The organism is Ferdinandcohnia sp. FSL W7-1320 (genome assembly GCF_038050315.1).
Classification (GTDB): Bacteria; Bacillota; Bacilli; order Bacillales; family Bacillaceae_L; genus Ferdinandcohnia; species Ferdinandcohnia aciditolerans.
In genome coordinates this window covers 479,454-498,345 of record NZ_JBBPAM010000001.1, presented here as the reverse complement: position 1 = coordinate 498,345, position 18,892 = coordinate 479,454, and the positions used below count along the sequence as shown (strand labels likewise).

General features: G+C 38.8%; 16 protein-coding genes and 1 riboswitch. Of the genes, 4 read left to right on the top strand and 12 right to left on the bottom strand.

Features of this window, described 5'->3' with window-relative positions:
• Positions 1-27: 27 nt before the first annotated feature.
• Both scpC and NST91_RS02460 read right to left on the bottom strand, forming a co-directional pair.
• A complete protein-coding gene (gene scpC, locus NST91_RS02465; RefSeq protein WP_341329864.1) occupies positions 28-1,539 on the bottom strand; it encodes a succinyl-CoA:acetate CoA-transferase ScpC in 1,512 nt (503 codons plus the stop codon).
• A gap of 227 nt (positions 1,540-1,766) precedes the next feature.
• Positions 1,767-2,411 carry a LytTR family DNA-binding domain-containing protein gene (locus NST91_RS02460; RefSeq protein ID WP_341329863.1) on the bottom strand — a complete coding sequence of 215 codons (645 nt, stop codon included), beginning with the start codon at positions 2,409-2,411 and terminating at the stop codon, positions 1,767-1,769.
• A 162-nt stretch (positions 2,412-2,573) separates the two neighbouring features.
• On the opposite strand from NST91_RS02460, the gene NST91_RS02455 reads away from it, so the two are divergent.
• On the top strand, positions 2,574-3,050 hold the full coding sequence (locus NST91_RS02455; RefSeq protein ID WP_121446822.1) for a DinB family protein: 477 nt from the start codon (positions 2,574-2,576) through the stop codon (positions 3,048-3,050).
• A 751-nt stretch (positions 3,051-3,801) separates the two neighbouring features.
• Here the strand turns inward: NST91_RS02455 and NST91_RS02450 are convergent.
• Positions 3,802-4,857, bottom strand: a complete 1,056-nt coding sequence (locus NST91_RS02450) for an AbrB family transcriptional regulator (RefSeq protein ID WP_341329862.1) — start codon at positions 4,855-4,857, stop codon at positions 3,802-3,804.
• A 306-nt stretch (positions 4,858-5,163) separates the two neighbouring features.
• On the opposite strand from NST91_RS02450, the gene NST91_RS02445 reads away from it, so the two are divergent.
• From NST91_RS02445 to NST91_RS02435, 3 genes are all read left to right on the top strand, one after another.
• Positions 5,164-5,583 carry an acyl-CoA thioesterase gene (locus tag NST91_RS02445; RefSeq protein WP_341329861.1) on the top strand — a complete coding sequence of 140 codons (420 nt, stop codon included), beginning with the start codon at positions 5,164-5,166 and terminating at the stop codon, positions 5,581-5,583.
• Between the two features lie 412 nt (positions 5,584-5,995).
• On the top strand, positions 5,996-7,138 hold the full coding sequence (locus tag NST91_RS02440) for a coiled-coil domain-containing protein (RefSeq protein ID WP_341329860.1): 1,143 nt from the start codon (positions 5,996-5,998) through the stop codon (positions 7,136-7,138).
• Positions 7,139-7,301: 163 nt separating this feature from the next.
• Positions 7,302-8,483 (top strand): MFS transporter, encoded by a 1,182-nt coding sequence (locus NST91_RS02435; protein ID WP_341329859.1) that lies wholly within the window; start codon positions 7,302-7,304, stop codon positions 8,481-8,483.
• Positions 8,484-8,511: 28 nt separating this feature from the next.
• On the opposite strand, the gene NST91_RS02430 is transcribed toward NST91_RS02435, so the two are convergent.
• The 9 genes from NST91_RS02430 to NST91_RS02390 form a co-directional block, all read right to left on the bottom strand.
• On the bottom strand, positions 8,512-9,450 hold the full coding sequence (locus NST91_RS02430) for an ATP-grasp domain-containing protein (protein ID WP_341329858.1): 939 nt from the start codon (positions 9,448-9,450) through the stop codon (positions 8,512-8,514).
• A 33-nt stretch (positions 9,451-9,483) separates the two neighbouring features.
• Positions 9,484-10,617: a M20 family metallopeptidase gene (locus NST91_RS02425; RefSeq protein ID WP_341329857.1), complete on the bottom strand. Its 1,134-nt coding sequence runs from the start codon at positions 10,615-10,617 to the stop codon at positions 9,484-9,486.
• 23 nt (positions 10,618-10,640) lie between these two features.
• Positions 10,641-11,624, bottom strand: coding sequence for an ABC transporter ATP-binding protein (locus NST91_RS02420; protein ID WP_341329856.1), 984 nt, complete (start codon positions 11,622-11,624; stop codon positions 10,641-10,643).
• Positions 11,611-12,621: an ABC transporter ATP-binding protein gene (locus NST91_RS02415; RefSeq protein WP_341329855.1), complete on the bottom strand. Its 1,011-nt coding sequence runs from the start codon at positions 12,619-12,621 to the stop codon at positions 11,611-11,613. Before NST91_RS02415 ends, NST91_RS02420 begins: the two co-directional genes overlap by 14 nt.
• A gap of 324 nt (positions 12,622-12,945) precedes the next feature.
• The gene (locus tag NST91_RS02410; protein WP_121446829.1) at positions 12,946-13,842 is read right to left on the bottom strand and encodes an ABC transporter permease subunit; all 897 of its coding nucleotides are present in this window, start codon (positions 13,840-13,842) and stop codon (positions 12,946-12,948) included.
• A gap of 9 nt (positions 13,843-13,851) precedes the next feature.
• Positions 13,852-14,805 (bottom strand): ABC transporter permease, encoded by a 954-nt coding sequence (locus NST91_RS02405; RefSeq protein WP_341329854.1) that lies wholly within the window; start codon positions 14,803-14,805, stop codon positions 13,852-13,854.
• Between the two features lie 68 nt (positions 14,806-14,873).
• The gene (locus NST91_RS02400) at positions 14,874-16,457 is read right to left on the bottom strand and encodes an ABC transporter substrate-binding protein (protein ID WP_440273650.1); all 1,584 of its coding nucleotides are present in this window, start codon (positions 16,455-16,457) and stop codon (positions 14,874-14,876) included.
• A 255-nt stretch (positions 16,458-16,712) separates the two neighbouring features.
• Positions 16,713-17,213, bottom strand: coding sequence for a preQ(1) synthase (gene queF, locus NST91_RS02395; protein WP_121446832.1), 501 nt, complete (start codon positions 17,211-17,213; stop codon positions 16,713-16,715).
• Between the two features lie 120 nt (positions 17,214-17,333).
• Positions 17,334-17,382, bottom strand: a riboswitch (PreQ1 riboswitch).
• Between the two features lie 125 nt (positions 17,383-17,507).
• On the bottom strand, positions 17,508-18,848 hold the full coding sequence (locus NST91_RS02390) for an FAD-dependent oxidoreductase (protein WP_341329852.1): 1,341 nt from the start codon (positions 18,846-18,848) through the stop codon (positions 17,508-17,510).
• Positions 18,849-18,892 lie beyond the last annotated feature (44 nt).

The following is an 18,892-nucleotide window of genomic DNA, read 5'->3' as shown; positions in this document are numbered from 1 at the left end:
AATTCCTTCTTTATACGGCTCTATGGTTTACGCTTCTACTAATTCTTTTTCTAGCATGGTACCTTTTTGTGCAAAGTTTGTATGCCATGAGAATGCCTTTTCTAATACATGTGGTGTTTGGCCACCTCGTGTAAGTGCTTCTTGGTAATAGTCTCTAAGCTGTTGTTTATACATTGGATGTGCACAGTTTTCAATCAATAGCTCCACACGTTCTCTTGGTGCGAGTCCTCGTAAGTCTGCATATCCTTGTTCTGTTACGATGACATCTACATCATGCTCTGTGTGGTCCACATGTGAGACAAATGGAACGATACTTGAAATGTCTCCACCTTTTGCAATTGATTTTGTAACAAAAATCGCTAGGCGTGCATTTCTAGCAAAGTCACCTGAACCGCCGATTCCATTCATCATCTTGGTACCGAGCACATGGGTTGAATTGACGTTTCCGTAAATATCCAGTTCGAGTGCTGTGTTTATTGAAATAAGTCCGAGACGTCGGATAATTTCAGGATGATTTGAAATCTCCTGTGGTCGCATGATCAAACGCTCACGATACTTATCAAAGTTCCCAAACACTTTTTTCATTTTTTCTTCTGATAAGGTTATGGAACAGCAGGAAGCAAAGCTTACTTTGCCGGCATCCATTAAGTCAAATACCGCATCCTGCAATACTTCAGAATAAACCTCTAAATCTGTGAAATCAGAATCAAGCATACCATGCAGTACCGCATTTGCCACTGATCCAATTCCAGACTGTAGTGGTGCAAGCTTCTCTGTTAAACGGCCAGCTTCAACTTCTTTTCGTAAAAAGGTTAAAAGATGCTGTGCCATTATTTCTGTTTCTTCATCTGGTGGTACGATTGTTGACGGAGAATCTGTTTGATCTGTAAACACAATTCCCTTGATTTTTCCTATATCTACTTTAATTCCAGGTAAGCCAATTCGATCATCTGACTTTGTTAACGGAATAGGTTCTCTTTCGCCTTGTTTACCAGGTGCATATAAATCATGAACCCCTTTGAGCTCTGTTGTTTGTGCAAGGTTGATTTCAACAATGATTGATTTAGCATGCTGTGCAAAAGTTAAAGAATTCCCGATTGAAGTTGTAGGAATGATTAACCCATCTTCATCAATTGATATCGCTTCCAAAATTGCAACATCGACATCCATCACATTTGAACGAATTAATTCTGATGTATGAGATAAATGCTGATCTACAAACAAAAAGTCCCCATTGTTAATACCTTTTCTCATTGTTGGATCAGCTTGGAATGGTAAGCGCTTACCTAGAATTCCCGCTTCAGCGAATAATTTATCAACATCAGAGCCTAATGACGCCCCTGTATATACGTTTACTTTTAAGCTTTCCGTTTCAGCACGTTTTACAAGCGCGAATGGTACCGCTTTCACATCGCCCGCACGTGTAAATCCACTGAGGCCTAATGTCATACCATCCTGAATCCACTCCGCTGCCTCTTCCGGAGTTACAACACGGTCATGTAGACGGGTGTCCTTAATGCGATCTAGTTTATTAGTCATATTCTCCCATCCCCTTTATGAAATTGAATATTAAGATAATTTTACCTATAATCTCCACATAGGGTGGAATTTCTGGAGTAAAGAACATAAATTTTCGATAAAAAAGAAGAACAAACCCCCAAAGCAGAAGATTTGTTCTTTTTCTAGATTATCAAATATGTTTTGGCATATTTTTTCCCAGAATTAAGAGGCCTCTAATTTCTATTCAATCTTTTGGTGGATAACAGTTAGAAACCCAGCAACTTTCTAAAATAACTTGAGTAATTTTGACTAACAGGGACCCTGGCGCCGTTGTTCATTTCTAAGACAAATGTAGAATGAGTATCAGGATGGATTTCTTTGATTTGATTTACATTCACAATAAATGAGCGATGGCAGCGAATAAAAGAGTCCTTTGGCAACGTATATTCAAATTCCTGAAGCGAATATTTATGTGTCCCCGAAAAATCTTCCGTGTACACATGTGTTTTTTTATCTTTTGCCTCAAGGTAAAGCACTTCTGAGAATGGAATGGGTTTCCAGCCATCTGGAGACTTTACGGTTACGACCGATTTTCCATCTGTTAATGCTGGGTAGATTGCCGTTACACAACCTTCCAACTGATCCCCATGAAAAAAAGGTACGGCCATGCCATGATAAGGAATGCCAAATACGTCGCGATTTATAAATTCGGAAGCCTTTTGTCTGGACGTAATGGCTTTATACGCAATGGTTCCCTCTTTTACTTCATCACCTGGTTTAATTTTCAAATCAATGCGTTTACTTGGTCGATAATAAAGATATTCTTTTGTATTTGAGACAGCAATTGATATCTCGTCGGAGAACAATTCCCCAACCACATCTAAGAGTGAGCCAATTGTTATATCCTTCACACGTCAACATCCTTTGTAGTAGAAATCTAGTATCCTCTTCTATTTTACAAGTAATTCATAGATAAAACATCATCCTTCAAAAAAATCATCATGTGCGTTTAAAATGGCTTTTACTTGTGAATCAAGTATAATGTTGGTAATCACATTATAGGAGGAATACATATGTACCATACACTTGAAGAATTCTTACAAGATTGGAATTATGAGGGTAGTGCCACTCAAAAAATCCTTGATGCTTTAACAGATGAGTCATTATCACAGTCTGTTGCAGCTGGTCACCGTACCTTAGGTGAACTTGCTTGGCATGTTGTGACTTCCGTCCATCAAATTATTTCACAAACTGGCCTTCAGTTCGATGGTGCAGCCGGTGAGACAGTTCCAACATCAGCAAAGGAAATGGCCGATAGCTACCGTACAACAAGTGAAAACCTAGTTTCTGCGATTAAAGAACAATGGAACGATGAAACATTGAAGGAAATGAAAGAAATGTTTGGTCAAACAATGCCTGTTGCCGTAATACTTGGAATGACGAATACCCACCAAATTCACCACCGCGGACAAATGACCATTTTAATGCGTCAAGCTGGATTAAGGGTCCCTGGTGTTTACGGTCCATCTAAGGAAGAGTGGGGCGCATAATCTAATATTAAGTTTGGCCGCTAGGATACCCTAGTGGCTTTTTAGTCTTGGTCTGCACTTGGCTGATCCGTTGTTGGTCAATTTTCAGGATGCTTGTGGTACTTTATTGCTTCTTACAGTGGCATCACCTTCCATTAATTACGACGGTGATGATACTCTAACCCCTTTTGGAGACTACCTGTTTCCGGTTAGTTGGATAATGGTGATACCATAAGCAATTTTGAATCTATGAAATTTCGGGTTTTGGGATGTTGATGGTGCTCCATGCATTTCGGAGCGATACCAATTTCAAGTTATTAGGAAGGTGATGGTGCTCCAAGTCTTTCAGAGTTACATCACTTTCCTGTTAATAGGACGTTGGTGGTACTCCAAGTCTTTTGGTGTGATATCAATTTTCAGTTTATAGGACGGTGATGATACTCCAAGCCGTTCCGAGTGATACCACTTTCCAGTTTCTAGGATATTCATAGTGTTCTATGCCTTTTTGAAAGGCACCACTTCTCCAATATTCCACTTACAGTGGTAAAACCTCATTCTAGTTGACATAATCTTTTTCAATCAAACGTTTGTTTAGCGGTCTATTCCTTGGGGCACAAAGGATTCAATTTTCAATCAAGCGTTTGTTTGAATTTTTGCTTACAGAATTTCAAGAAACTACAAATTCCCTCTTCAAACGCCCGTTTAACTTACATCCCTTGGTACACAAAGGTTCCCAACTTCAATCAAATGTTTGTTTGAATTGCCTCTTTTATCATGCAGCTACTTTTTCCCTTCTTTTAAACATCCATTTTAAAAAGCTCGGAACGATTAAAATAATGAATAATAGTCGAATAAGCTGTAATGAGCTTACCACTGCTGGATCTGCACCTATTGCGGTTGCGGTTAATACCATTTCAACTAATCCTCCAGGTGAAAAGCTCAGTAAAGCAGTTGGTATATCTAAATCTGACAATATGGCAAATAGATAACCAAATCCAAATGAGAATGCGAGTAATAAAAGCGTGAGAGTGAAGTAAACTCCACAATACTTTCCACCAATCTTTAAATCTCTTAGATTGATATTATTCCCCATTCTCATCCCAACGGTGATTTGAGCAAGTATTAGTAACCAGGGTGGAATGGGTGGTAACCCTACTCCCACTACACCAAGTAATACCGTTACTGCAAGTGGGCCAATAACAAACGCCGCTGGAAGCTTATTTCGAAGCAACCACCCTGCTACTAAAGCTATGCTGAACCATAAATATGCATAAACAGGTACACTGCTGAGATTTTTTGTGACTTCATATGGATTTCCAACACTTGCTATGAACCAATGCGTCACAATAAATGGAACCATGAACACGACCGTTAACAAACGAACCGTTTGAAAAATCGTTACCATTGCAGAATTTGCTTTTAACGAATGACTTGCGGCAACCATTTCGGATAGTCCCCCAGGAATCGAGCCAAATACACTTGTCATTGGGTCAATTTTAATAAATCGAGTCACAAAAATGCTGTTTATCACACTGACGGTCAATAGCAATATCGTCATTATTAAAAACGGGATAATATATGGATAGACCGTAATAAAGGTTTCTTTAGTAAACGACAATCCGAAGTAGATTCCTAGTGTCGCAAGTCCAACATTGTACAGGCGAACTGAAACAACCATTGTTCGATGTGTAATGGCTTTGTATAGAATCATGAAGGTCATCGGCCCGAGTATCCACGGGATCGGAAAATGTAATAAATAAAACACCATTCCCCCCGTACCCGCTACAATATAGGACTCTATTAAGCCTTTCTTCTGTGAAAATTTCATATATATTCGACCTTTCTCAATCAAATGCGCCATGGCGTATTTGCATCCGATTTTTTTGCCCACAGGACGTGGCGTTCTTAGTCTTTGATCTTACTGATCGAAAATTTCCCTTTGAAAAAAGTGGCATTCAGTGGAGGCATTCACTCTATTCAGCAATGGATTGAACCCTCTCTTCTGGGATTACATCCATCTCAACACATAAAGAAAAAGAGACTTCTACTGAATAAAGTTGATTGTTCTTCTATTATAGTATGCAGGAAAAACCCCCTCTTTGCAGAATATACTTTGTAAAAAGGAGGGAACAGCTTGGAAAACTTTCATTTTTCACATACTATCCGTGTTAGGTATTCTGAAATCGATGGTCAAAAAATTGTTTTTAACGCACATTATCTTACCTATATCGATATCGGCTTCACTGAATACATGCGTAAAATTCTTGGGCCGGATTGGCTTACGAATCAACACTCTTCCCAATTTGAACCCGTTCTTGTTAAAAGTACAGTTGAGTACAAAAAACCAGCATTACTAGATGATCTCATCACGATTTATGTTCGGGTAAAAAAATTGGGTACTTCCAGCCTCACCCTTGAGAGTATCATAACACGAGATGATGAAATCTTAGTTGAAGCCGAAACCATTCAAGTAAATTACAACAATGTTACTAAAACATCTACACCTATACCTGATGACATTAAACATAGAATACAGGAATTTGAAGCTTTATAGACAAAAAAGGAAGGCGCTAGTCGAATCCTATTTTTCAAACAAATGTTTGTTTAGCGCCTTTTTCTCTTCTTTTCCAAGGGTTTTCACATTCAATCAAACTATTTGAGAAATCAACGAAATACTCCTATCATGTTCATGTTACCGACTTCCTTCAATCTCCTCAAAGGCACAATGACCTCTAAACCCTACTTTAGTAGGAATAATATTCCGTTTATATTACAAATATATTTCGACATTGACATATTCGCTATTTTACGAAACCTTGATTCTATTAGGTTTTGTAACATTACAATATTAATAATATGTAACAATTTCGCGACAAATGGAGAATTTTATAGAAACTTATGATAATATGATAGAGTAAAAGACTCGGATATAGACTAAGTAGATTAGTAAGAAAGTAGGAATTATCTTGAAAAAGACACTCGTAACCTTAAGTGCCACTTTAATGATAAGTGCCTTTTCTCCATATGTAATATCAACTAGTGCAGAAACAATGAGTTCACTTCAAACTGAGCTATCTGATACACAAAAAGCATTAGCAGAATTAAATGCTCAAATTGCAAAGGTTGACCAAGCGATTGAAGATAACCGTAAAATGATCGCTCAAACAGAAGCGGAAATTAAGAAATCAGAAGAAGAAGTAAAAACTCTAGAAACTGAGATTGAAAAGCTTGAAAAAGAAATTGAAGCTCGTAACGAGATTTTAAAAGAACGTGCCCGCATGATGCAACAATCTGGTGGAACGATTAGTTACCTAGATGTAATTTTTGGTGCACAAAGCTTCTCTGATTTTATTAATCGTGTGAGTGCAGTCTCTACAATTATGCAAGCAGACCAAGAAATAATTGATGAACAAGCCAAAGCAATCAATCTGGTTGAAGAAAAGCAAGCTAAGATTCAGGAGACTCTTACTGCATTAACGGACGAAAAAGAAGAATTGGTAGCCATGCAAGGTCAAATTGAAGACCAAAAAGCACAAAATGACGCTTTAAAGGCTGCCCTAAAGTCAAAAGAACAAAAAACATTAGCGGACATTGAAGACCTTCGTGCTAGTATGATTACTGCAACACCTGCAGTTAGCACAACTGCTTCAACTAGTCCTGCAACAAAAACAGCCAAAGCTACAGTTACTGCATCAGTTCCAACCTCAACTCCAAAGGTTACTGGTTCAATTAACACTGTAATTAATGCAGGATATAAATACATAGGAAACTCCGTCTATGTATTTGGTGGCGGAAGAAGTGCATATGATATTGCAAACGGTCGATTCGATTGCTCTGGATTTGTACATTGGGCATTCGCTCAAGCTGGTGTAAATGTTGGTTCTAGTACAAGTGTTTTAAGAGGTCAAGGTACTGCAGTATCAGTTAGTAACATGAAACCTGGTGATTTGGTATTCTTCGACACCTATAAAAAAGATGGTCATGTTGGAATTTATATAGGTGGCGGTAAATTTATCGGCTCACAAAGTTCTACCGGTGTTGGTATTGCTGATATGACAAGCGGCTATTGGAAAAACCATTTTAAGGGGCACGTAAGACGAGTTATGTAATGGACGAGCCCAAGACTAAAGCATCTTCATCTTTGAAGATGCTTTTTTGTGAGATAAATTCGTCCTATAAAAATATTTTTGTGACTCTCTCTCTGATTACTTTCAAATTGTTTTCATTTAATTTATGATAGGAAAGTAAGCTATCATACTGGAGTGACATACGTTGAATACAAAAAAAGCATTACCTATATTATTTGCAGTTATGTTCTTGGTTTATGTTGGGTTTGGGATCATTATTCCTGTCATACCCTTTTATGCAGAAGATCTTGGCGCTTCACCCACTGAATTAGGACTACTCATGGCTGTTTATTCATTAATGCAATTCTTGTTCGCACCGATGTGGGGAAGAATTTCCGATCGGATTGGACGTAAGCCTGTTATTATGATTGGTATTTTCGGACTTGCGGTTTCATTCTTTCTAATGGCTTTATCCACAGAATTATGGATGTTGTTTGCAGCCAGAATCATTGGTGGCTTTCTTTCAGCCGCAAATATGCCAACCGTAATGGCATATGCTGCCGATATTACCTCTGAGGAAGACCGTGGTAAAGGAATGGGTGTCATTGGTGCATCGATTGGTCTAGGATTTATCTTTGGTCCAGCAATTGGTGGTATTTTCTCAAAAACTAACTTACACATGCCATTTTACATTGCAGGTACTTTGTCTTTACTTACTTTTTTCCTCGTCATGATTGTTCTTAAAGAATCTTTATCAAAAGAGCAAAGACATCCGAAAGACCGAAAAAGGACGGGTCTGTTAAAAGCACTTAACGGTCCTGAAAGTGTTCTGTTTTTCCTTTCTCTTTTTATCACATTATCCTTATCAGGGCTTGAAGCTACGTTTGCTTATTTTGCGGCTGAAAAAGCTGGATTGGGAACTACTGAGCTCGGTTATATTTTTATGATTATGGGACTCGCTGGAGCGATTGTACAAGGTGGATTAGTGGGAAGGCTTACGAAACAGTTTGGTGAAGGTTTTGTCATCCAAATCGGAATTTTCGTGTCAGCCGTAGGTTTTTTCCTTATTTTATTTACAAAGGATTTCGTTACAGCTGCGATTTATTTAACCATTTTTGGAGTAGGAAATGGCATCATTCGTCCTGCGGTTTCGGCATTACTTACGAAGCGTTCCAAGACGGGACATGGAAGCGTCACAGGATTATTGTCCTCCTTCGATTCGCTTGGACGAATTCTCGGACCTATTTTAGGTGGTCTTCTTTATACAATTTCAATGGGATTACCCTACATATCAGGTATATTCCTATCCGCTGTCGCTTTCATATTATTTAGAATGTATACAGCAAAAACGAAGAAAATGCATACGGCAACAACAAACGAAGGGTAGCAATCATGCTACCCTTCGTTTGTTCAACTTATATTCTATTTAGTGCCTCGCCTAGAAATTTCGCAAGCTCAAGCATTCCGTATTTTTCCGCTTTCGCTTCTGCATCGGAGTTGTAGTTGGTATTTGTATTCACGTCATAGGTGAAGACTTCACCATCTGCATTTTTCACAAACTCAATACCTGCTACATCAATGTTAACATCTTTCAGAAATGCTTCGTAACGTGCAATCTGTTCTGGGTCTACATCATCGATAATTTCGAACTTAGGACGTACTTCTACCTCTTCCCCAACTGGGCAAAACAGATCGCCAATTTGACATGCATCTGCAGGGCAAAGCTCAAATCCTTCTGACGTATCAACCCGTACAGAATATACATACTTGCCGCCAACAAATTCAGATCTTGTAATATAGGATTCTGGTGATTGGATATACTCTTGAATGAGCGTAATCCCGTCAACTGGCTCTTCAAATGCAGGGCTATTTACGTATGCCTTTAATGACTCTACGGTTTGGAATAATTGTACACCAAGCCCTTTACCTGCTCGATTATGTTTTGTAATAAAAGGTACTGTTCCTAGTTTTTCCGCAGCTTCAATAATTTGCTCACGGCCCACGGCCCCAATTGTTTTCGGAGTGCGTACCCCATTTTTTTCAAGTGCTGTGTATTGCTTGATTTTACTTAATTCAAGGCGAAGGGCATTACTACCATTAAAAACAGTACGGTTATGGAATTCCAGCCAATCTAAAATCCCGCCTGTTAATTCAGGAGCAAATCGGTGATCCCTTGTGTGTGAAGAAGCACTCATACGGTTATAAAAAACACCTTCTGGTGGTTCTGCAGTTAAATCAATGACCCCTTTATCAAGATGCCATGCCTCATATGGTAAATTTAACTCATCCAATCGTTTTGTTAAATGTGAAGTCCAATCATCATTTTCATGGATAATATATATTTTTTTAGACATATAGAACGTCTCCCTTCGTATTAACTATTGATCCTATTGATCACTTAGTCTCTGAATCACATTTGCTAACAGGTTTGTTCTTACTGCAAGGGAAGGAATATAAAGAAACTCTGATTCCTCATGGGCATTTCCACCTTCGGGGCCAAGCCCATCTATCGATGGAATACCCATATATCCAGTTAAATTTCCGTCTGAACCTCCACCACTTTTTTCATGAGAAAGTTCAAGACCTAGCTTTTTCCCTTCATCTACTATAATATCAATAAGCTTCTCCGACTTCTCAGTTAACACCCATGCCGGTCTCGTAATCTTTCCTGTCAATTCAAGTGTTGTACCTGGCACATCCGATTTGCTACAAATTTCTTTGATCGCCTTGTCAATGGCATCTCCTTGTTCAGCAGTATTGATTCTTACATCTATAAAAGCTTCAGCATAAGGTGCTATCGTATTGACGGACGTTCCACCTTTTACAATTCCGACATTTACATTGATTCCTTCATCTCGGTTTGTTAATTTGTGCAACTTTATGATTTTATTCCCTAGTTCCTCAATTGCACTAATTCCATTTTCAGGAGCAACCCCTGCATGTGAAGACTTCCCTGTAATTTTTAGTAAGTACTTACCCCCGCCTTTACGCTCGCTTACCAAATTTCCATTTTGCGCAGGTTCAAGGATAAGTGCATATTTTTTATCTTTAGCTATTCTTTCAATCAGTTCTCTAGAGTAGATAGAACCAATTTCCTCATCCGTATTTAGGATGATTTCTACATTCTTATGGGCATTGCTTCCGCTTTCTATTAATGCCTTAAGAGCAAATAGGGTCGTAACTTGGCTTGACTTCATATCAATTACACCAGGTCCATAGGCGTACTCTCCTTCCTTTCTGAAAGGTCTTTCCGCAACTGTCCCTTCTTTAAACACAGTATCCATATGTGCAATAATCACAATTTGAGGATTGACAGCTTCTGGATGGCGTATTAAAAGATTATTTCCGACAATTTCTTGTTCATCGATTTCCGCTTGAAACCCGATAGATTTATATTCTTCAAGAAGAACCTTTCCAACCTTGTCAACACCGTGCTTGACGTATGTACCACTGTCAATATTGACAAGAGTTTCAATTAACTCAAGCATCTTATCCTCTTTACCAATAATGTTATCCTTCACTTTTAGACACTTCCTTAGATCAATTATTCATCATATAGATGGCATTGTACTTCATGATTACCATCCACTTGAACTTTAACTGGCTTTTCTAATCTGCATCGTTCTGTCGCATATGGACAACGTGTATGAAACACACACCCACTCGGAACGGAAAGTGGTGATGGAACGTCCCCTTTTAAAATAATCCGTTCCCTTCTACTTTCTGGGTCAGGAATCGGAACTGCTGACAATAAAGATTGAGTATACGGGTGTAATGGATTTTTAAATAGTTCATCAGTTGGTGCCTTTTCAACCATTTCACCGAGATACATCACTCCGATTCGGTCCGCAATATACCGTACCACACTCAAGTCATGACCGATAAATAAATAAGATAGCTTTAGGTCGTTTTGAAGTTTTCTTAGCAAGTTAAGAATTTGTGACTGAATCGAAACATCAAGTGCTGAAACAGGTTCATCACAAACGATAAACTTAGGGTTTAACACGAGTGCACGCGCAATTCCAATTCGTTGTCTTTGGCCACCAGAGAATTCATGTGGAAACTTATCATAGTGCTCTTTACTGAAACCAACCTGTTCAAGAAGGTCTAGCACTCTTTCCTTTCGCTCTGCTTTCGTACCGATTTTTTGAATAATCATCGATTCTTCAAGGCTATATCCTATTCTTTTTTTAGGATCTAGCGATGCATAGGGATCTTGAAATATCATCTGCAAATCCTGACGAATTGTCCGAAATTGCTTCTCTTTCATGTCAAAGATATTTTGATTATGATAAAAAACCTCTCCCCCTGACGGTTCAGTCAGTCTCAGGATTGTTCGGCCCGTCGTACTTTTACCACAACCAGATTCTCCAACAATTCCAAATGTCTCACCTTCATAGATCTCGAAGGAAACATCATTTACGGCCCTGACTACATTTTTCTTAAAAAAGGATGAAGACGCCGCTGTGAAGGACTTCTTTAAATTTTTTACTTTTATGATTGGTTCTTTTTCTTTAGGAATCGCCATTTGAAGCCCCCCTCTTCAAGGAAATTTCTTGATAATGCCAGCATCTTACCTTATGTGAGTCTGTTACTTCCTCAAGTATTGGAGCTTCATTTCTACATTTTTCTGTTGCAAATTCACATCTACCCGCAAATCGACACCCTTGTGGAATTTGATGAAGAGATGGTACAGAACCATTGATTTCATGGAGTTCTTTTGTTCGATCACTATCCATGTTTGGCATTGATTTTAATAGGCCGATTGTATATGGGTGAAGTGGTTGATTGAACAAATCCTTCACATCTGTTTCCTCGATAACCTGACCGAGATACATAACGACAACTCGATCACATGTCTCTGCAACAACCGCTAAATCATGGGTAATCATCATAATCCCCATACTTGTTTTCTTTTGAAGATCTTTCATCACATCCAAGATTTGCGCTTGAATCGTTACATCTAATGCAGTCGTTGGCTCATCCGCAATTAACAGGGTTGGCTCACAACAAATCGCAAGGGCTATCATAACCCTTTGCCGCATTCCGCCTGAAAGTTGATGAGGGTAATCATGAACTCTTTGTTCAGGAGAAGGAATCCCTGTTAATCGCAGGACCTCAATCGCTTTTTGATAGGCGTCCTTCTTTGACATTTTTTTGTGTAATCTCAACGATTCAACAATTTGATCGCCAATTGTATAGACGGGGTTTAGTGAACTCATTGGGTCTTGAAAAATCATTGAAATTTCATTCCCTCTTATTTTTCTAAGGGATTTTTCAGATTCTGTTAAAAGGTTCTGATTATGATAGGAAATTGTTCCTTCATAATCAGTCAATTGGTCATCGTGTAATTTCAGGATAGACTCCGCAGTAACACTCTTACCGCAACCTGACTCACCAACAACCCCTAGTGTTTCACCCTGCTTTATATAAAAGGAAGCATCTTCAACAGCCGTTAAACGCCCTTTCTCTGTCCAGAAAGAAACTCTTAATTTATCAATCTGTAGTAAATAGTCGCTGTTCATGCTCTCCCCTCCTAATGGTACAAATTCTACAATTCTATTTTTTTACAAGAAGAAGTTTAAAAAGTCCGGTGAAGATGACACTGCTATATCGGAGCTTCGACTAAGTGCCGACACGTCCTGTGTCGAACGTCGAAGTCACCACATCCTGTGGAAGCTCGTTGGCTTGCTTTTGCGTTCCTCACGTATTAAATGCATACGTTCCGGTACTCAAAGCTGCGCCGCCTCGAACTTTCGACGCACAGGATGTGCTAGTGTCGACAAGACATGAGGCCGTGGCGTTTTTGTCGACGTGGTCCTTTTCATCCTCCTTTTTAAACACTCACTTTAAAGACTCTTTCTTCGCTTTGCATGGACAATTTTTGGATCCATTATATCTCTAAGACCATCACCTGCAAGGTTTAATCCAAGAACAAGGAGGACGATGAAACTACCCGGAAATACGGTCATCCACCACGCCTTATAGATTACGCTTTTCCCATCAAACAATATATTTCCTAAGCTTGGTTCCGGCGCTGGAATCCCTGCACCCAAGAAGCTTAATGAAGCTTCTGTTAAAATGGAAACAGCAAATATAAAGGTTGTTTGAATAATAACCGGCGAAAGTACGTTGGGAATGGTGTGAATAACTAGTATCCTCCATGTACTTGCCCCTTGTGCCTTTAGTGCTTCAATATATGTTTGCTCCTTTACCACTAATGCCGCGGATCGAACTACCCTTGCGATGGAAGGAATATAGACAATCACGAGAGCAATCATCACGTTTACTGTATTTGGTCCTCTTACAGCCACTATTGCCATTGCTAAAAGAATAGAAGGGAAAGCATACAGACCATCGACTATTCTCATTAGAATATGATCAAGCACATTAAAATAAGCAGATAATAGGCCAATCACTAAACCAATAATCCCCGTAATAATTGCAACTGAAAGACCAACTATTATAGATACCCGTATTCCATAAAGGACCCTTGTAAATAAATCTCTACCAAAGTTATCTGTTCCAAACCAGTGCTCTCCACTTGGTGGCTGGAGTCGGTTCTGTGGATTAATTTCATAAGGGCTAAATGGTGCTAAAACCGGTGCTAAAAGAGCAATGATGGTTAATATCGAAATGATGATTAAACCAGTAAGGAGCATATTGTTAGATAAGACCCGTGTCCAATTACGTTGTTTTTTTACGAAAAGAGTCGATGGCTTGCTTACTTGTATTTCACTCTTCATGTAATCTCCTCATTTTCTCTGATTTAAGCGAACTCGCGGGTCAACCACGCCGTAAAGCAAATCAATCACTAAATTTAATAAAACGTATGTTACAGTGATCATTAAAACTGTTCCTTGAATAACAGGAAAATCTCTTCTCTCGATTGAGTTAACAATTAATTGTCCAATTCCAGGAATATTAAATACAGTTTCAACAACAGCTGCACCTGTAATTAACGTTCCAAAGCTTTCCCCGATGACGGTTAAGATTGGAATAAATGCACTACGGAGAGCATGCTTGAAGGTAATTTTGTTTGGATGTAACCCCTTGGATTTAGCCGTTTTTATATAATTGGTTTTCATTACATCTAGCATCGAAGACCGCGTCATTCTTGCAATTAACGCAGCTTGCATCATGCCAAGGGCTATTGCAGGTAGGATTAGATAACGGAGATGTTCCCCCAACCCATCACTTAAAGGACGATAGCCTGCAACAGGAAGCCATTGCAATTGAACGGAAAAAATTAAGATTAAAAATAAACCTACTAGAAAGCTAGGTACTGAAATACCAAAGAGAGATATTCCCATAACTGCCTGATCCATGAAAGTGCCTCTCTTTTTTGCTGCCAAGACACCAAGAACAAGAGCCACAATAATCGCAATTATTTGCGAGATGATGGCCAATGATAAAGTCGGTCCTAAATATTCAAAAAACGCTTGTGTTACTGGCATTTTCAGAAAATAGGAATCTCCTAAATCACCTAAGATAGCCCCTTTGAACCACAGGATGAACTGAGTATAAAGAGGTAAATCAAAACCGAGTTCCTTTCGTAACTCGGCTTTGGTCTCTTCTGAAGCTTCATCTCCAAGAAGAACAGTAACGGGATCACCTGGTGTCAGATGGGCCAAGAAAAAGACTACTATGGCAACTACCAGCAATATGGGAAGTAATGAAAATAATCGTTGTACAATATACTTTAGCAATTTATCATCATCCTTTATTTATGAATGAAGGCGATCTAGCTTACCGCCTTCATCGCTGGAGCTTCACCTTATTCACTCTTACTGACATTCCATAAGATTGGGCCAATGAGATTTTTATAACCCTTTACATCATCACTTACAGCTACTAAGTCTTGGATATTACCAACCTTAGCCACCGGTAAGTAATTCCAAACCTCTGTTTGAAGCTCATCAATTAATGGTTTTGCATCTTCAAATGATGAAGCTGATTTAATATCTACAAGTAATTGGTCAATTTTTTCACTATTTGTCCAACCAGGATACTCTGCTTTAGAATCCAGGAATGGATTTTGGTGAATCGTTGGTCTAACGGCAAATGTCATGGCAAACATATCAAAGTTATTTGGATCTACTCGTCTTTCTTGAACTGTTGGCCAGTCATATACATCTAACTTCGCTTTTATACCAATGCTTTCAAGAACTTGTTGAGCAACCACAGCTAAATTGTACTGGTCGGTGTAGTCTTTCGTTGCTAATATAACAATTTCCTCACCGTTATAGCTTGATTCCTCTACTAACTTTTTAGCCTTTTCAATGTCACCTATATTATATTTTTCCTTCGCAGCATCACTATGCCAGTTAACCTGGTTTGGTAATGCAAGACCAGAATCTAATGTGTAGAAACGATCATCACTATAAGCAGCAATCATTGCTTCCTCTGCATTAAGAGCGGTATTAAACGCTTCTCTTAATTTCAAGTCAGAAAATGGACCTGACTTTTTGTTAAATACATAGGTAGCAATTCCACCTTCGTCAAATACATTCGTTACACCATCAGTTGATTCAATTTGATCTGCACTGTCAAACGGAACTTCAAATGCAATATCATATTGGCCGGTTGTAACACCTGATACCCGTGTAGATTCATCTGTGACAATGCGGAAGTATACATCTTTTACAAGCGCTTCTTTCTTTCCTCCAAGACCACTGCTTTCGTCTTCTCTTGCTACGTATTCATCAAATCGTGTTAAGTGAATATGTTGATCAACTTTCCATTCTTCAAGCTTAAATGGACCCGTACCGATATATTCTGTTAATCCAGTATCACCAGCCGCTTCAACTGATTCTTTTGGAACAATTGCTGGGAACGGAGCTGCATCAGCCAGTACAAAAGGAACAATTAAAGACGGCTTATCAATATGCAATTCTACAGTGTACGGATCAACCTCAACAAATTGTGCACCACTTAAGTTTGCTTTACCTTGAGTCGATGTTTTCATCCATTTTTCCATAGAAGCTACAACATCATCTGCTTTCATTTCTTCTCCATTATGAAACTTTACACCTTGTCTTAGTTTAAATGTGTATGTAAGACCGTCATCACTTACTTTGTATGATTCAGCCAACATCGGAACTACTTCATAGTTCTCATTAAGTGTCAAAAGCTGTTCAAATATTTGTCTTGCTACGTCTCTTGTTGATTGATTTGTTGTTAAATGTGGATCTAAGGTTTGTAGATTTGTAGGATATGCGATATTTAATTCTGCATCCTTATTAATTGTCGCCTCTTTTGAGTCAGAGCCTGATTTTGAAGCTTCATTATTACCACATGCTGCAAGAAAAAGAAGTGCACTTAGTAATAATACTGAAATGAGTTTTGTTCGTTTTTTCAATGTCATTACCCCCCGATGATATGTAATCTTGTACGTTTAGTACTGCTACTACTCTTTTAAGCTTTTTTATTTATCTTATAAGAGAGATTTATCAAAAAATTAATTCCTACTAAACATATACGATTTAACTATTTTATTTCGCCCATGTCAAGTAAAAGGGATTACATTTATAAGAAGCATTATTTACCAGCTTTTCAAAGCATAAAAAATGCACACGTTATTGACACGTGTGCATTTGCATATAGAAAAAAATCCTTATCGGTTATCTACTTTTTCAGGATAGAGGTCGTGGTTCATCAAACGAAATTGTGCCATTTCCTCATATTTCGTACCAGGTTTCCCATAATTACACCAAGGATCAATCGAAATGCCCCCGCGTGGAGTAAACTTGCCCCATACCTCGATATAACGTGGATCCAATAATTTAATAAGATCATTCATAATGATGTTCACGCAATCTTCGTGAAAATCACCATGGTTTCGGAAACTAAATAAATACAGCTTTAAAGACTTGCTTTCTACGATTTTCTTATCTGGAACATACGAAATGTACATCGTTGCAAAATCCGGCTGATGTGTCAGTGGGCAAAGACTCGTAAACTCCGGACAATTGAACTTCACGAAATAATCCCGGTCTGGATGTAAATTATCAACAGACTCTAACACCTCTGGTGCGTACTCAAAACTATATTTTGTATTTTGATTTCCAAGTAATGTTAAATCTTTCAATCCTTCTTCATGACTTCTTCCTGACATGAAAAAACCTCCCTGTAAAATGTTGCCTCCCAACATCTTAACCTTCTATTATTCTTTTCAAACTAAATTGGACAAACATATAAAAAGCCACGTCCAATATGGACATGGCATCATAGTCATGTATCCATAGTTTTTTATAGAGGGTTATAGAGCTATGAACCTCTCTCGATTAAACCAAGTATCTTCCCATATAATATAAGACCCCCCCAAAATCGTCAAGCATGGTGGGTCACAGGGACAGGTCCCTTGTCCCACCAATTTTTGGCAGGGTACAAGAGACAAGAGCCTGTATCCTCATTTTGCTTTTCTTGCCGCCTGCTGAATGGGATCCCAAACACCATTGTATGGTGGTGCATATGCTAAATCTAAATCCATTAATTCATCAATAGACATACTGTGAAAGAGGGCCGTGGATAGGACGTCAATTCGTTTGTCTACGCCATTCTCGCCAATAATTTGTCCCCCAAGAAGCTTGCGGGTTACTTTATGGTAGATTAATTTCAAGGACATCTTCTTTGCATCCGGATAATAGCCCGCAATGTCTCGCGCACGGATTGTGACAGAAGCAGTTGGCATATTCAACCTCTCCGCTTCTTTTTCTGATAGCCCGGTTCGACCAAGTGTTAAATCAAAAAACTTGATAATTGATGTCCCAACTACGCCTTTAAAGGTTTTATGTAAATTGACCATATTCAAGCCAGCGATCTGCCCCTGCTTGTTGGCATGAGTACCAAGAGGAATATAATCATCCCGCTCCTTGATTCGGTGATACTGTGTTGCGCAGTCACCCGCTGCAAAGATATCATCCAGATTTGTTTGCATATTCGAATTTACTTGGATCGCTCCCTTTATTCCTGTTACAATTCCCGTACCATTAATAAACGCCGTATTTGGCTTCACTCCTACGGCAATTAAAACCAAATCTGTTTTGACACTGCCTTTATCCGTTTTTACGGATTCAACAAAGTTATTTCCAATAAAACCTTCTACTGATTCACCAAATCTTAGTGTTAGATTATGTTTCTTTGCCTCTTCGTGAATGAGTTCAGCAAGATCTCGATCAAAAATTCCAGCAAGCTGATCATTTCTTTCAATGATGGTGACGTTTTTTCCTATTTCCGAAAAGCTTTCTGCCATTTCAAGACCTATATAACCACCACCGATGATTGTTACGTCTTTGACATCACGGAACCCCTTGTATACATAATCTAAAATTTCTTCAGTATCTGGTATTGTTTTTAGCGTGAAGACGCCTTGAAGTGAACTTCCTTCCCAATTTGGGACAACTGGACTGGCACCCGTCGCAATTAGCAAACGGTCATATGCTTGTTCAAAGTTTTCTCCCGTGGACAGGTTAATTCCTCGTACAACCTTATGTTTCGCATCAATGCTCTTCGCCTCATGAAATACCCTTGCATCAATCTCATACTTTTCTATGAATTCTTGTTGTGTTCTTGCAATCACCTTGTCTGTGGACTCAATCTTCCCACCTATTACATAAGGCAACCCACATTGACCATATGAATAGATTCCACCCTTCTCGAACACAGTAATCGAATTCCCTGAGCTATTCCGTACAATTTGCATAGCAGCACTCATTCCCGCTGCATCGCCACCAATAATAATATATTTCATCAATATCCCTCCACTCTAGTATTTTCCTTCCATCCGCCAGTTTT